Source organism: Pseudomonas sp. HP_12, from assembly GCF_055283955.1.
Map to the genome: position 1 here is coordinate 240,651 of NZ_JBTOQG010000056.1, position 14,271 is coordinate 254,921.

General features: G+C 61.5%; 14 protein-coding genes. 7 read left to right on the forward strand and 7 right to left on the reverse strand.

The window, feature by feature from the left end; genetic code table 11:
* Positions 1-15 precede the first annotated feature (15 nt).
* From ACYASU_RS22475 to ACYASU_RS22485, 3 genes are read right to left on the reverse strand one after another with little or no spacing between them, the layout of a single operon-like run.
* Positions 16-621 (reverse strand): LON peptidase substrate-binding domain-containing protein, encoded by a 606-nt coding sequence (locus ACYASU_RS22475; RefSeq protein ID WP_192173767.1) that lies wholly within the window; start codon positions 619-621, stop codon positions 16-18.
* Positions 622-631: 10 nt separating this feature from the next.
* Complete coding sequence (locus tag ACYASU_RS22480) at positions 632-1,342, reverse strand: LrgB family protein (protein ID WP_192133651.1); 711 nt, start codon at positions 1,340-1,342, stop codon at positions 632-634.
* Between the two features lie 2 nt (positions 1,343-1,344).
* On the reverse strand, positions 1,345-1,707 hold the full coding sequence (locus ACYASU_RS22485; protein ID WP_065988384.1) for a CidA/LrgA family protein: 363 nt from the start codon (positions 1,705-1,707) through the stop codon (positions 1,345-1,347).
* 287 nt (positions 1,708-1,994) lie between these two features.
* Between ACYASU_RS22485 and ACYASU_RS22490 the strand changes: the two genes are divergently transcribed.
* The 3 genes from ACYASU_RS22490 to ACYASU_RS22500 all read left to right on the forward strand — a co-directional run bounded on the left by ACYASU_RS22490 (position 1,995) and on the right by ACYASU_RS22500 (position 5,082).
* Positions 1,995-2,450: a MaoC family dehydratase gene (locus tag ACYASU_RS22490; RefSeq protein WP_463584104.1), complete on the forward strand. Its 456-nt coding sequence runs from the start codon at positions 1,995-1,997 to the stop codon at positions 2,448-2,450.
* A 172-nt stretch (positions 2,451-2,622) separates the two neighbouring features.
* A complete protein-coding gene (locus tag ACYASU_RS22495; protein ID WP_282372954.1) occupies positions 2,623-4,317 on the forward strand; it encodes a C13 family peptidase in 1,695 nt (564 codons plus the stop codon).
* Between the two features lie 123 nt (positions 4,318-4,440).
* Entirely contained in the window at positions 4,441-5,082 is a 642-nt protein-coding gene (locus ACYASU_RS22500; protein WP_192173770.1) for an oxidoreductase, read from the forward strand.
* A gap of 179 nt (positions 5,083-5,261) precedes the next feature.
* Here the strand turns inward: ACYASU_RS22500 and ACYASU_RS22505 are convergent, their stop codons facing one another.
* From ACYASU_RS22505 to ACYASU_RS22520, 4 genes are all read right to left on the reverse strand, one after another.
* A complete protein-coding gene (locus tag ACYASU_RS22505) occupies positions 5,262-5,549 on the reverse strand; it encodes a YceK/YidQ family lipoprotein (protein WP_463584105.1) in 288 nt (95 codons plus the stop codon).
* Positions 5,542-6,171 (reverse strand): flavin prenyltransferase UbiX, encoded by a 630-nt coding sequence (gene ubiX / locus ACYASU_RS22510; protein WP_463584106.1) that lies wholly within the window; start codon positions 6,169-6,171, stop codon positions 5,542-5,544. Before ubiX ends, ACYASU_RS22505 begins: the two co-directional genes overlap by 8 nt.
* Complete coding sequence (mpl, locus tag ACYASU_RS22515; RefSeq protein WP_282372958.1) at positions 6,168-7,517, reverse strand: UDP-N-acetylmuramate:L-alanyl-gamma-D-glutamyl-meso-diaminopimelate ligase; 1,350 nt, start codon at positions 7,515-7,517, stop codon at positions 6,168-6,170. Before mpl ends, ubiX begins: the two co-directional genes overlap by 4 nt.
* Positions 7,518-7,874: 357 nt before the next feature.
* Positions 7,875-9,779, reverse strand: coding sequence for a sigma-54-dependent Fis family transcriptional regulator (locus ACYASU_RS22520; protein WP_463584107.1), 1,905 nt, complete (start codon positions 9,777-9,779; stop codon positions 7,875-7,877).
* A 313-nt stretch (positions 9,780-10,092) separates the two neighbouring features.
* On the opposite strand from ACYASU_RS22520, the gene exaC reads away from it, so the two are divergent.
* The 4 genes from exaC to ppa all read left to right on the forward strand — a co-directional run bounded on the left by exaC (position 10,093) and on the right by ppa (position 13,908).
* Positions 10,093-11,613 (forward strand): acetaldehyde dehydrogenase ExaC, encoded by a 1,521-nt coding sequence (gene exaC, locus ACYASU_RS22525; RefSeq protein WP_463584108.1) that lies wholly within the window; start codon positions 10,093-10,095, stop codon positions 11,611-11,613.
* Positions 11,614-11,802: 189 nt separating this feature from the next.
* Positions 11,803-12,450 carry a DedA family protein gene (locus ACYASU_RS22530; protein WP_065988392.1) on the forward strand — a complete coding sequence of 216 codons (648 nt, stop codon included), beginning with the start codon at positions 11,803-11,805 and terminating at the stop codon, positions 12,448-12,450.
* A 4-nt stretch (positions 12,451-12,454) separates the two neighbouring features.
* Positions 12,455-13,273 carry a M90 family metallopeptidase gene (locus ACYASU_RS22535; RefSeq protein WP_463584109.1) on the forward strand — a complete coding sequence of 273 codons (819 nt, stop codon included), beginning with the start codon at positions 12,455-12,457 and terminating at the stop codon, positions 13,271-13,273.
* A 107-nt stretch (positions 13,274-13,380) separates the two neighbouring features.
* A complete protein-coding gene (gene ppa / locus ACYASU_RS22540; RefSeq protein WP_062384817.1) occupies positions 13,381-13,908 on the forward strand; it encodes an inorganic diphosphatase in 528 nt (175 codons plus the stop codon).
* Positions 13,909-14,271: the final 363 nt, after the last annotated feature.

Genomic DNA, 14,271 nt, shown 5'->3' on the forward strand with positions numbered 1-14,271 from the left:
GCAAAACAACAGCATTCAGGCCTGCATGTCGCCCTGCATTTCGTCGAGCAGGTCCTGAATCGCATCGAGCCGTTGTTCGGCGTCTTCGATTTCCAGCAGCTCGATCTTGTCTTCTTCCGCGAACGGCAACAGGTAGGCCAGTTGATTGGCCAATGAATGCTGACCGCTCGCGGTGAGGCCCATGTTCAGCGCGGCCACCATCGGGTGCTCAGCCAGCGCGGCGAGTAACGCGACCAGGTCGTCGTCCTCCTCTTGCAGCGGTTGTTCTTCGGGATCGTCGAGCCACTCGACCTCGCCGATCAGCAGGTTGTCGCGCTGAGTACTGTAGTCCTTCACCCGAAAGCGTCGGGCGCCCACCACCCGAATGCCGAGCAGGCCGTTGTCCTGCTTCTGGAAATCGGTCACCCGCGCTTCGCAGCCGATCATCGAGAAACCGTCCGGCACGTCGCCCGTCTCACTGCCCTCGGTGATGCAGACCACGCCAAAGCCTTCGCCCTGCTTCATGCAGCGGCTAATCATGTCGAGGTAGCGCGCCTCGAATAGCTGCAGATCGAGCACGCACCCCGGGAACAGCACGGCATTCAGTGGAAACAGCGGCAGCGTAAACAACGGCAACGACATAAACCTATCCTCAAGCAACCAGAGACACCGCCAACGGCAGGAACAAGGCCGTGGCGACACCCATCAGACTCATCGCCAACGCCGCGAAGGCGCCGCATTCCTCACTTTCCTGCAGGGCCGCCGACGTACCCACCGCGTGGGCCGTCAGCCCGAGGGCCATGCCGCGGGCTTCCGGGCTGGTGACCCGCGCCAGCGTCAGCAGGCCGGGGCCGAATATGCCGCCGATCACTCCGGTTATCAACACAAAGACTGCGGCCAGCGCCGCCACACCGCCAATCTGCTCGGCGACCAGCATGGCGATCGGCGAGGTCACTGACTTGGGCGCCATGGTCATCAGGATCATGTGATCGGCGCCGAGCATCCAGCCCAGCCCGACGCACAGCCCGGTGGCCAGCACGCCGCCCACCACCAGCGTAGTCAATACCGGCCAGAACAGCTGCCGGATGCGCCGCAGGTTCAGATAAAGCGGCACGGCCAGCGCAACCGTTGCCGGGCCCAACAGAATGCTGAGGATTTCGGTGCTTTTGCGGTACTCAACGTAGGACAGCCCGCAGCTCACCAGTACGCCTATCACCACCAGCATCGAAATCAGCACCGGTTGCAAAAACACCCAGCGGGTTTTCTCGTAGCCGGCCAGCACCAGTTGATACGCGCCCAGCGTGATGGCGATACCGAACAAGGGGTGATGAATCACCGACAGCCAGGCGCCGTGCCAGTCCAGATTCATGATGGCTCCCGGCGATTGGCCTGACGGTCGATGAGTTTCTGCATCAGCCAGCCGGCGAAGGTCAGCGACACCATCAGGGAAATCACCAGCGAGCCGACGATCGCCCAGAAGTCCTCGGCGATCTGGTCGGCATACACCATCACACCCACGGCGGGCGGCACCAGCAGCAGCGGCAGGTATCGCAGCAGACTGCTGGCCGCCAGGCTGATGGGTTCGCTGACTTCGCCCCGGGTCATGAGGTAGATCATCAGCAACACCAGCCCGATGATCGGGCCGGGCAGGATCGACAGAAACAGGTGATTGAGCGCGGTTCCGATCAGTTGGAACAGCACAAGCCAGGTCAGGCCTCTTAGCAACATAAAAAACTCCAGCAGATTCGCGGCGACATTATAGGCACGCCACCCGCGCTGCCTATGGGGTGGTATTCGCCAGTTGAGGTCACGTTGACCCGCGCAGTGGCGCGTGCTGATCTTCAATGCCAAGCAATAACAGCGCCGACGTCACCTCATCGACTGCGGTTCAAACTGTAGGAGTGAGCTTGCTCGCGATCTGACGCGAAGCGGCAGCAAACCTGCGAGCGCGTTGTGTCAGGGGGCCTGCCCGTGAAGATCCCGCGCAAAAACAATCACCCACAAGGAGAGTAGCGATGCCCCACGTACCCGTTGCAGAACTCAAGAGCTATGAAGGCAAGGACCTGGGATGCTCCGAGTGGCTGACCATCGATCAGGCACGCATCAATCTGTTCGCCGAAGCCACCGGCGACTTCCAGTTCATCCACGTCGATCCGGTAAAAGCAGCGCAAACACCGTTCGGTTCGACCATCGCCCATGGCTTTCTGTCGCTGTCGCTGATGCCCAAGCTGATGGAGTCCTTGATGGTCGTGCCCGAAGGCATGCAGATGGCGATCAACTATGGCTTGGACAGCGTGCGATTCATTCAGCCGGTGAAAGTGGATTCGCGCGTTCGTCTAAAAGTCACGTTGGCGGAGGTGACCGAAAAGAAGCCCGGCCAATGGTTGCTCAAAGCCTCCGCAACCCTTGAAATCGAAGGCCTGGACAAGCCTGCGTTCATTGCGGAACCGCTTTCGCTGTGCTTCGTGTAAGCCCCGCCGTCCCTCCATAACGCCTGCGCAAACCTTCCTGAAACATGAAACAGTCGTAACAGACTGTTTCATGAGCGTTCCTCGCTGCGGCATACTCGCTGCGGCTGTGTGAGCGACTCGATACACGTACGCGATCAGATCACGCCGAAACATCTTATTTTCGGGATTTACCATGCGCGCGTTTGCTCCTTTGGCCCTGACCTTCCTTCTTACCGCTTGCGGCGATGGCGAATCGCTGTTGCCCCCGGACGCTCGCCTGCCCGACGGCGGACGCTATCGTGGCGACGTGATCAACGGCGTGCTGCAAGGCAAGGGCCGGATCGATTACCCCAATGGCAGCTGGTACGCCGGGGAATTCAAGAACGGTCAGTGGAACGGCCAGGGTGAGTGGCACGCCAGCAACGGCGACGTGTACAAGGGCGGTTTCCAGGACGGGCTTTTCCATGGCCAAGGCTCGCTGACGACCAGCGCCGGCAGCTACGTCGGCGGCTACAAGCTGGGGCGGCGCGACGGCGAAGGCACGCTGAAAGAGCACGGCATGAGTTATCGCGGCGAGTTCAAGGCCGACCTGTACGACGGCGCCGGTCATCTGGAACTGGACGACGGCAGCGAGTATCAGGGCCAGTTCGCCCACGGCAAACCCAACGGCGAAGGCCAGCGCAACGATTCGGCGGGCAACCAGTTCAGCGGCAAGTTCGTCGATGGCCAGCTTGAAGGCACGGGCAATTTCAACAGCGCCGATGGCGATCAATACGTCGGCGGCTTTCACAACAATCAGCTCAACGGTCGCGGTCGCTACGAAAACGCCGATGGCGATGTCTGGTCGGGGCAGTTCAAGGATGGCGCGTTCACCGGCAAGGGCGAGTTGATCGGCGCCGACGGGACCCGCTACCAAGGCGACTTCAAGAACTGGCGCTTCGCAGGCTCGGGCAGCCTGAAGCTCCCCGACGGCAGCGTGTACATCGGGCAGTTCGAGAACGACAACTATCAAGGCAGCGGCGTGCTGACCACTGCGGAAGGCGAAGTCCAAAGCGGCACCTGGTCGAACGGCCAGCGGGTGCGCGACGCCGCCGGCAAGCTGCTGCCGGATCCGCTGGAAATCGGCTTGCTCGCCCAGGGTGCCCTCGTCGAAAAGGCCCTCGCCGCCGTGCCCGCCTCCACGCCGGCCATCGAGCTTTACAGCCTCGTCGTGGGTGGCGATGGCAAGCAGAGCGTCTTTCTGCGCGAGGCCGACTACGTCAACAAGCTGCTCGCGACGCGCTTCGGTGCTTCGGGTCAGATCACCTTGGTGAACCACCGCGATCACATGGCCGATCGACCGCTGGCCACCCGCGAGACCATCAGCCGCGCCGTGCAAACGCTGGCCAAGCGCAGCGGCCCGGAAGACTTGATCTTCATTTACCTGACCAGCCACGGCACCCATGAACACGAGTTGGTGCTGGATCAGCCGCGTCTGGAGCTGTCCGACCTGCCTGCCAATGAGATGGCTGGCGTGCTGGCTCCGCTGAAGAATCGCGACAAGGTGGTGGTGATTTCCGCCTGCTATTCGGGCGGTTTCATACCAGCGATCAAGGACGAGCGGACGATGGTGATTACCGCTTCACGTGAAGATCGAGTGTCGTTTGGCTGTTCCGAGGAGGCCGATTTCACCTACTTCGGCGAGGCGCTGTTCGGCAAGGCGCTGGTGGAAACCGACGATCTGGTGCAAGCGTTCAATGAGGCAAAAGACATCGTCGCCCAGCGTGAGACGGACGAAAGCTTCGAAGCCTCCGAGCCGCAGATGTGGGCGCCGAAAGGTGTGGTCGCCCATTGGCGGCAGCTGCGCAAGAGCCAGGCGGAGCGGGCGTTGAATACCGTTCGACGCTGAGTGCTGAGGCCCAAAAGCGGGGTCGCTTGAACATTTCATGTGTTTTTGTGAAACCCTCCCGCTTCGCTCGCAGTCTGTTCCGGTACAGCGCCTATGCTTGTGGCGTATCAAGGGAGAAAGATCATGTACTTGACGCCTCAGCACATTTTGCTTGCCGGAGCTACCGGATTGACTGGCGAGCACTTGCTCGACCGCCTGCTTAACGAACCCACTGTCACCCGCCTCCTCGCCCCCAGCCGTCGTCCTCTGGCTGAACATCCACGGCTGGAAAACCCGGTCGGCGATCTCCAGAGTTTGTTGCCCACCCTCGAAGGTCCGGTGGACATCGCTTTCTGCTGCCTGGGCACCACGATCAAACAGGCCGGTTCCCAGGAAGCGTTTCGGGCCGTGGATCTGGACATGGTCGTGGCGTTCGGCAAACGTGCTCGCGAGCTGGGTGCGCGTCATCTGCTGGTGATCAGCGCGGTGAATGCCGATCCGAAATCGAGCATCTTTTACAGCCGCGTCAAAGGCGAGATGGAAGAAGCGCTGAAGCTTCAGGGCTGGCCACAACTGACCATCGTCCAGCCGTCGTTGTTGATTGGCGAGCGGCAGGATCAGCGGTTTGTGGAACAGCTGGCCGCGCCGATTGCCAAGCTGATTCCCGGCAAATACGGCGGCATCGAAGCCTGCAACCTCGCCCGCGCGTTGTGGCGCCTGGCGCTGGAAGAGCAGGAGGGGGTGCGGGTGGTTGAATCAGATGATTTGCGGCGGTTGGGGAAATGACTGAGCACTGCTCAAGCTGACAGCAAACACTCCTACATGGAATGCGTTCGGCCCGGACACCGCAGCATATTGTAGGAGTGAGCTTGCTCGCGAAGAGGCCATCACATCCGACGTATCTCCGACAGGACATAGACCGCTTTCGCGAGCAAGCTCACTCCTACAGGGATCGCCGTTCTGAGTTACATCCCGCCCGTAGCCTGAAATCCCACACCCAGCGCGGTCAGAATCGACAGCGGCAGCAGCAGCGTGTCGAGCAGCGCGCTGCCGGGCAGGTCGAGCATGGGGTATTTCGGCGCCTCGGTGCCGAAGCGGTCCTTCTCACAGCAGCCGCCTTCGATGGCGTACAGATCCAGTCGCGTCCCGGCGTAAACCACCGGCGCGCCGGGTTGATTGGCGTCGAGGGTGCGCACGGTCGAGCAGCCTGTGGTCAGCAACAGACCCAGCGCAATGGCGACGAGCTTATTCATCAGCGCCAAAGTGATGCTCGCCCCAGCGCGGCAGCATGTCCTGGGGAATGTTGAGCAGATTGAGAATCCGCGCGACGACGAAATCCACCAGATCGTCGATCGTCTGCGGCTGGTGATAGAAACCGGGCGATGCCGGCAGAATCACCGCGCCCATGTTCGACAGCTTGAGCATGTTCTCCAGATGAATGCTGGAAAACGGCGCCTCGCGGGGCACCAGAATCAACTGCCGACGCTCCTTCAACGTCACGTCTGCGGCGCGCTCGATCAGGTTGTTGCAGGCGCCCGTGGTGATTGCCGACAACGTCCCGGTCGAACACGGCACCACGACCATCGCACTCGGCGAACCGGAACCGGACGCCACCGGCGACATCCAGTCTTCCTTGCCGTAGACCCGAATCTGGCCCGCGGTCGCGCCGGTGTATTCGTTGAGGAACGCCTGCATCATCTGCGGCTTTGGCGGCAGGTTGACGTCGGTTTCCGTGGCCATGACCAGCTGCGCGGCCTTGGAGATGAGGAAATGCACTTCGCGGTCTTCGCGCACCAGGCAGTCCAGCAGGCGCAGGCCGTATTGCGCGCCGGACGCGCCGGTCATCGCCAGGGTGATGCGTTCCGGGCCGCTCATTGCAGGGCCTCCGCAAGTTTGCCGTGCAGGCCGCCGAAGCCGCCGTTGCTCATGATGACTACATGGGTGCCGGGCACAGCCTGGTTTTTCACCAGATCAATGATGCCGTCGAGGCTGTCGCAGACCAACGATGGAATGGTGCACTGGGCCGCTGTTCCCGCCAGATCCCAACCCAGATTGGCCGGCGCATACCAGACCACCTGGTCAGCTTGAACAACGCTTTCCGGCAGACCGTCGCGGTGGGCGCCGAGCTTCATGGAGTTGGAACGCGGCTCGACGATGGCGATGATCGGCGCATCGCCGACCTTCTTGCGCAGACCGTCCAGCGTGGTGGCGATGGCGGTCGGGTGGTGGGCGAAGTCGTCGTAGATGATGATGCCGCGTACCTCGGCGACCTTTTCCATGCGCCGCTTCACGCTCTTGAACGCACTCAGCGCTTCAACGCCCTGCTGCGGCACGACGCCCACGTGGCGGGCGGCGGCGAGGGTCGCCAAGGCATTGGCGACGTTGTGCTGGCCGGTCATGCCCCAGTCGACGACGCCCTGGACCGCACCTTCAAACAGCACCTCGAATGTTGAGCCGTCATCGCTGAGCAGGTTCGCCTGCCATTGACCGCCCTCGCCCGTGGTTTGCACCGGCGTCCAGCAGCCCATTTGAATCACGCGCTCAAGCGCGGGCTCGGTGGTCGGGTGAATGACCAGGCCTTCGCTCGGAATGGTGCGCACGAGGTGGTGGAACTGCCGCTCGATGGCCGGGAGATCGGGGAAGATGTCGGCGTGATCGAATTCCAGGTTGTTGAGGATGGCGGTGCGCGGGCCGTAATGGACGAACTTGGAGCGCTTGTCGAAGAAGGCGCTGTCGTATTCATCCGCCTCGACGACGAAGAACGGCGTATCACCGAGACGCGCCGAGACATCGAAGTTCTGCGGTACGCCGCCGATCAAAAAGCCCGGTGCCATGCCGGCGTGTTCCAGCACCCAGGCGAGCATGCTGCTGGTGGTGGTTTTGCCGTGGGTGCCTGCAACGGCGAGCACCCAGCGACCGCGAAGGACGTGATCGGCCAGCCACTGCGGCCCGGAAACGTAGGGCAGGCCCTTGTTCAGGACATATTCGACCGCGGGATTGCCGCGCGACATGGCGTTGCCGACCACCACCAGATCCGGTGCCGGTTCGAGGTGCGAAGGGTCGTAACCCTGCATCAACTGAATGCCCTGCGCTTCGAGCTGCGTGCTCATCGGCGGGTAGACGTTGGCATCGGAGCCCGTGACTTTATGGCCCAGATCCTTGGCGAGCACCGCCAGCGAACCCATGAACGTGCCGCAGATACCCAGAATATGAATGTGCATGACCGACCTCTTAGAACATGGGCCGCAGGTTAGCGTAGAAGGCAGTGGATGCGCACGGGGGAATTACCGAGAGCGAGTGAACGCCATGGTAGGACCGGCTTTAACCGGGACGGCGTCGGGCGCTACGCCGCAGAACTGATGGCGATCACACCGGCCTCTTCCCGGCTGAAGCCGGTCCCACTAAAAGACCGCGTGCACATTGCAGAATTGATGGTGCCCACACTGGCCTCTTCCCGGCTGAAGCCGGTCCTACTGGCTGAACGCGACGCCCTAGTGGGACCGGCTTTAGCCGGGAAGGCGTCAGGTGCCACGCCGCAGTATCGAGAGAGCTCACACCGATCTCCTCCGCCCTAGAAATTAGCGGCTGATTCCATGCTTGCGCAGCTTTCTGTACAGCGTATTCCGGCTCACCCCTAGCTCCCGGGCGGCGTGGGTCATGTGCCAGCGCTGGGTTTCCAGGGTGGCGATGAGCGCTGCGCGTTCGGCGTCGTCCAGGGGAGAATGGCAAACGTCGGGCATCGTCCGCGCACTCCCCTGCCGAATCGCCACCGGCAGGTCATCAAAACCAATCCGCCCCTCATCACACAGCGCCGCCAGCGTACGCAGCACGTTGCGCATCTGCCGCACGTTGCCGGGCCAGTTGAAGTCGAGCAGCGCTTGCCTCGCCTTCGCTTCAAGCTCAATCGCAAGCCCGCCCGCCTCCTGCTTCAACAGCAACTCCAGCAACTGCGCCCGATCACTCCGCTCTCTCAATGGCGGCAAAGCGATTTCCAGCCCGTTGAGCCGATAAAACAAATCCTCACGAAAGCTGCCGTCCTCCACCCGCTCCAGCAGATTCCGGTGGGTCGCGCTGATCAGTCGTACATCCACCGCCTGCGGCTCGCCGCCGATGGGCACCACCAGCCGGTCTTCCAGTACTCGCAGTAAACGGGTCTGCAACGCCACCGGCATGTCGCCAATCTCATCCAGAAACAACGTGCCGCCATCGGCCTGTTGCAGCTTGCCGCGCATGCCTTCTTTACGCGCGCCGGTAAAGCTGCCGCCGCGATACCCGAACAGCTCGCTCTCGATCAGGCTTTCCGGAATGGCCGCGCAGTTCAGCGCCACGAACGGCTTGGTGGAGCGCTGACTCGCCTGATGCACTGCCTTGGCGAACGCCTCTTTGCCAGAGCCGGTCTCACCGTTGATCAACAAGGGCACGTCGCGCTCGAATACCTTCAGCGCGCGACGGAAATCAGTTTGCAGCGACGCATCGCCCAGGCAGATGTCGTTCGAAGGGAGCGGCACCGCCAACTTGCTGACCATCGGCGTAGCAAGGCCCTTCAGCTCGGTACGCGATTGCCCACGCAGCACGGCGAAGAATCCCCGCCCGTCCCGCGTGCGCAGCGGCCAACTGGCGGCGGCGTCCGGCGAAGCTCGGCTCAGCAGTTCATCCAGCGAGCAGTCAAACAACGATTCCACGCCCTGCCCGACCCGTTCGTCACGGCTCAAGCCGAGCAGATTCAACGCGCTCTGGTTCAGCGCACTGACGCGACCTTCGCCATCAAACGCCAGCAGCCCTTCGCTGAACAGACCCACCGCGCCGGCCTGAAGGTGAAAACGCAGCAGCCATTGATCGTCGAAATGGCGCAGGAAATAACTGCTTTCGATCATCTTCGCCGACAGATTCACCAGCGCCATGGTGTGAAACTGGCTCTGCCGGGACACGTCGTGACGGGCCGAAGAAACGTCCAGCACCGCAAGCAGATCGCCATGGGGATCGAACACCGGGCTCGCCGAACAGGTCAGCCCGGTGTGGCGCCCGCGAAAATGCTCGTCGCGATGGATCGTCACCGACTGACGCTCGACCAGGCAGGTGCCGATGCCGTTGGTGCCCTCCCGCGCCTCGCTCCAGTCGGCGCCCAGCCACAGACCGGCGCGCTCGAAAATCCGTCGATCGCCCGGCTCGGTCACGCAGTTGAGGATGATCCCGCGGGGATCGGTCAGCAGCACCGCGCTGCCGCCGGCAAGCTGACGGTGCAGGCTGTTCATCTCGTCGCCGGCGATGGTCAGCACCTGCTGCAACTGCTCGCGACTTTCCAGCACCCGCGCGTGCTCAAGCACGGTCGGCGCCATGGCTTGCGCGGGGTCGAGGTGATAGTCCTCCAGACACCGCAACCATGAACGGGCAATGGAAGGGTCGGTGGCAAGGTGATGGGGTGTTTTGCCCTGGGTAACGGTCAGCACTTGTTCGGCGTGGCGCGTCAGGTGATTGCTGTGCATTTTTATTCTTCACCCTGAGCCGAGGCTCTGCGGAGGATTTGCGACTCAGCATCCTCCTCGCCCGGATCCATTGCAATGCTGCGAAAGGCGGGGTCCGCTGAGTTGTCACGCGAAGGGTACAAAGTGTCACTCGATCCGCCCCGCCGTTGATACACCACTCGGTCAGGACCACACGACCCATCGACAAAACCCCCATAAAATGGGCACCGGACGGCAGTGGCCCGCGCTTTGCTCTACGCTCTAGCCATGCGACATAGTCATACGCCGCAACGCGTTATCCCCAGACAATCACAAGAGCAAGGAGATATTCACCATGCGTTATGCCCACCCCGGTACTGAAGGCTCAATCGTCACCTTCAAGACCCAGTACGGCAATTACATCGGTGGCGAATTCGTGCCGCCGGTCAAAGGCCAATACTTTGAAAACACCTCGCCGATCACCGGCAAGTTGATCGCAACATTCCCTCGCTCGACCGCCGAAGACATCGACAAGGCCCTCGACGCCGCCCATGCCGCGGCCGATGCGTGGGGCAAAACCTCGGTGCAGGAACGCTCGCTGACCCTGCTGAAAATCGCTGACCGCATCGAACAGAATCTGGAATTGCTGGCGGTCACCGAGACCTGGGACAACGGCAAAGCCGTGCGCGAAACCCTCAACGCGGACATCCCCCTCGCCGTCGATCACTTCCGTTATTTCGCCGGCGTGCTGCGTGCCCAGGAAGGCTCGGCTGCGGAAATCGACGGCAACACCGTGGCGTATCACATTCACGAGCCGCTGGGCGTGGTCGGGCAGATCATCCCGTGGAACTTCCCACTGTTGATGGCCGCCTGGAAACTCGCGCCCGCCCTAGCCGCCGGTAACTGCATCGTCCTCAAGCCGGCCGAGCAAACGCCACTGGGTATTACCGTGCTGATGGAGCTGATCGGCGATCTGTTGCCCAAAGGCGTGCTCAACGTCGTGCAGGGTTATGGCCGCGAAGCGGGTGAGGCGCTGGCCAGCAGCAAACGCATCGCCAAGATCGCCTTCACCGGTTCGACGCCGGTGGGTTCGCACATCATGAAACTGGCGGCCGACAGCATCATCCCGTCCACTGTGGAGCTGGGCGGCAAGTCGCCGAACATCTTCTTCGAAGACATCATGCAGGCCGAGCCGGAGTTCATCGACAAAGCCGCTGAAGGCGTGGTGCTGGCGTTCTTCAACCAGGGCGAAGTCTGCACCTGCCCGTCACGCTGCCTGGTTCAGGAGTCGATCTACCCGCAGTTCATGGAAGTGGTGATGAAGAAGGTGCTGAAGATCCAGCGCGGCGATCCGCTGGACACCGACACTATGGTCGGTGCGCAGGCGTCGCAGCAGCAGTTCGACAAGATTCTTTCGTACCTCGAAATCGCCCAGGGCGAAGGCGCCGAATTACTGACCGGCGGCAAGGTCGAGAAGCTCGAAGGCTCGCTGGCGACCGGTTATTACATCCAGCCGACGCTGCTGAAAGGCAACAACAAGATGCGCGTCTTCCAGGAAGAAATCTTCGGCCCGGTGGTCAGCGTGACCCCTTTCAAGGACGAAGCGGAAGCCCTGTCCATTGCCAATGACACCGAGTTCGGCCTGGGTGCCGGGGTCTGGACCCGCGACATCAATCGCGCCTATCGCGTAGGCCGGGCGATCAAGGCCGGTCGCGTGTGGACCAACTGCTATCACTTGTACCCGGCCCATGCGGCGTTCGGCGGTTACAAGAAATCCGGCGTCGGCCGCGAAACCCACAAGGTCGCGCTCGAGCACTATCAGCAGACGAAAAACCTGCTGGTGAGCTACGACATCAATCCGCTGGGCTTCTTTTGATTTAGCGTAATCGGGCGACAAGCAACGGCCTCTTCGGAGGCCGTTTTTTATTCGCGGATACCGGCGATTGAAGGTGCACGCGCGGCAGCGTGTCAGCGGACATCGCTGCTGCATGCCTTTATACTGCCGCGCACATTTCCCCTCTTCGCCCCGCACGACCCGGATCGGGTCTCAAAACCAGGTGCCTACATGGATTTCAATCCGCTTGATCTGATTCTTCACCTCGACGTTTACCTCGACCTGCTTGTGACCCAATACGGCACCTGGGTTTACGCGATTCTGTTCCTGGTGATCTTTTGCGAAACCGGCCTGGTGGTAATGCCTTTCCTGCCGGGCGATTCGCTGCTGTTTATCGCGGGCGCCGTGGCAGCCGGTGGCGGCATGGACCCGGTGTTGCTGGCCTGCCTGCTGATGGCAGCGGCGATTCTCGGCGACAGCACTAACTACATCATCGGCCGCACGGCCGGCGACAAGCTGTTCAGCAACCCGAATTCGAAAATCTTCCGTCGCGATTACCTGACCAAAACCCAGGAATTCTACGGTCGCCACGGCGGCAAAACCGTCACCCTCGCGCGCTTCCTGCCGATCATCCGCACCTTCGCCCCCTTCGTGGCTGGTCTTGGCCGCATGCCTTACCTGCGCTTTCTCGGCTTCAGCGTACTGGGGTCGGTGCTGTGGGTCGGCGGGCTGGTCACCCTGGGCTTCTTCTTCGGCAATATCCCGTTCATCAAGAAGAACCTGACACTGCTGGTGCTGGCGATCATCCTGATCTCGCTGCTGCCGATGATCATCGGTCTGATCCGCAGCCGCGCAGGTCGCTCCGCCGAGGCGCGCTGAGCCCATGTGGTCGTTCCGGGAATGGCGCAAACGGCGCACGCTGGCCCGCCATCCGGTCGATCCGCAACTGTGGGAGCGCGTACGCCAGCGCCTGCCAATCCTCGACGGGCTGAGCGCCGAAGAAGACCGCTACCTGCTCGACAGCTGCGTGCTGTTTCTGCAAGCCAAACACCTGACGGCGCTGGAAGGCGTCGAACTGGATGACGAATCGCGGCTGTTTCTCGCCGCTCAGGCGCAGCTGCCGTTGCTCGCCCTGGGCGATCTGAACTGGTATCAGGGTTTTCACGAAATCATCCTCTACGGCGACGATTTCATCAGCCCGCAACGCTATCGCGATGCCAGCGGCATCGAACACGAATGGGACAGCGAGCACAGCGGAGAGGCGTGGTCCCAGGGCCCGGTGATTCTGGCCTGGCCGGGTGTGCTGAGCAGCGGCGGATGGGAAGCCTACAACCTGGTGATCCACGAACTGGCGCACAAGCTGGACATGCTCAACGGCGAAGCGAACGGCCTGCCGCCGCTGCACCCCGACATGCGCGTCAGTGACTGGGCCAACGCCATGCAGAGCGCATACGACGATCTCAATCGGCAACTCGATGCCGACCCGGACGCCGAGACCGCCATCGACCCCTACGCTGCGGAAAACCCCGCTGAATTTTTCGCGGTCATCAGCGAATACTTCTTCAGCGCCCCGGATTTGCTCGTCGAGGCCTATCCCGCCGTCTACAGGCAACTGAAAGCGTTCTATCGGCAGGATCCGTTGGCGCGGCTGACGGCACTTCAGCGCGACAACCCGGTCTATGAGGCTCAACACGACGCCTGAAGCCTGCCGTCACGCATGGCAACGCTCCGGGAATGTGCCTATAATCCGGGCCACTTTTTGGCGTTGCATGCCAGATTCTGAATGGTCAACCAAGGGGGCAAAGCCCAATGAGCTACAGCAAGATTCCGGCCGGTAAAGACCTGCCGAATGACATCTACGTCGCAATCGAGATCCCGGCCAACCACGCGCCGATCAAGTACGAAATCGACAAAGAAAGCGACTGCCTTTTCGTTGACCGTTTCATGGCCACCCCGATGTTCTACCCGGCCAACTACGGTTTTATCCCCAACACCCTGGCTGACGACGGCGACCCCCTCGACGTGCTGGTCGTGACGCCTTATCCGGTGGCTCCGGGTTCCGTGATCCGTGCCCGTCCGGTCGGCGTGCTGAACATGACCGACGACGGCGGCGGCGATGCCAAAGTCATCGCAGTCCCCCACGACAAGCTGTCCCAGCTGTACGTGGACGTGAAGGAATACACCGATCTGCCACCGCTGCTGATCCAGCAGATCGAGCACTTCTTCGCGAACTACAAAGACCTCGAAAAAGGCAAATGGGTGAAGATCGAAGGCTGGGCTGGCGCTGACGCCGCTCGCGAAGCGATCACCAAATCGGTAGCGGCCTACAAGGGCTGATCCGGTTGTGCCCCGCCGAAGCGCTCGCCGCTTCGACGGGGCCACGCTTTACCTGCACGTCCCCGCCTCCTGCTTTTTGAACACCCCTCCCCCATACATCCCGCTTTTTTTCGCCCTCCGCCCTTACACGAATGTTTAAAACTCGCCTTCCACACACAGCGTGTTTAATTGCGCCGTTAGAATTTCTTATTTGAGCAACACCGCTTGATTCAAACTTCCCTGGCGACCGCTTTAGGCAGGCCTTTGCGCTCGCCAATGGCTTAAGACCAACAATGACCTCGGCTTCAGCCATTGTTGATGCAAAAGAAAACAGTGAATGAATCGGCCTACAAAAACAGCCGAACGTTGTAATCCTTACATTCA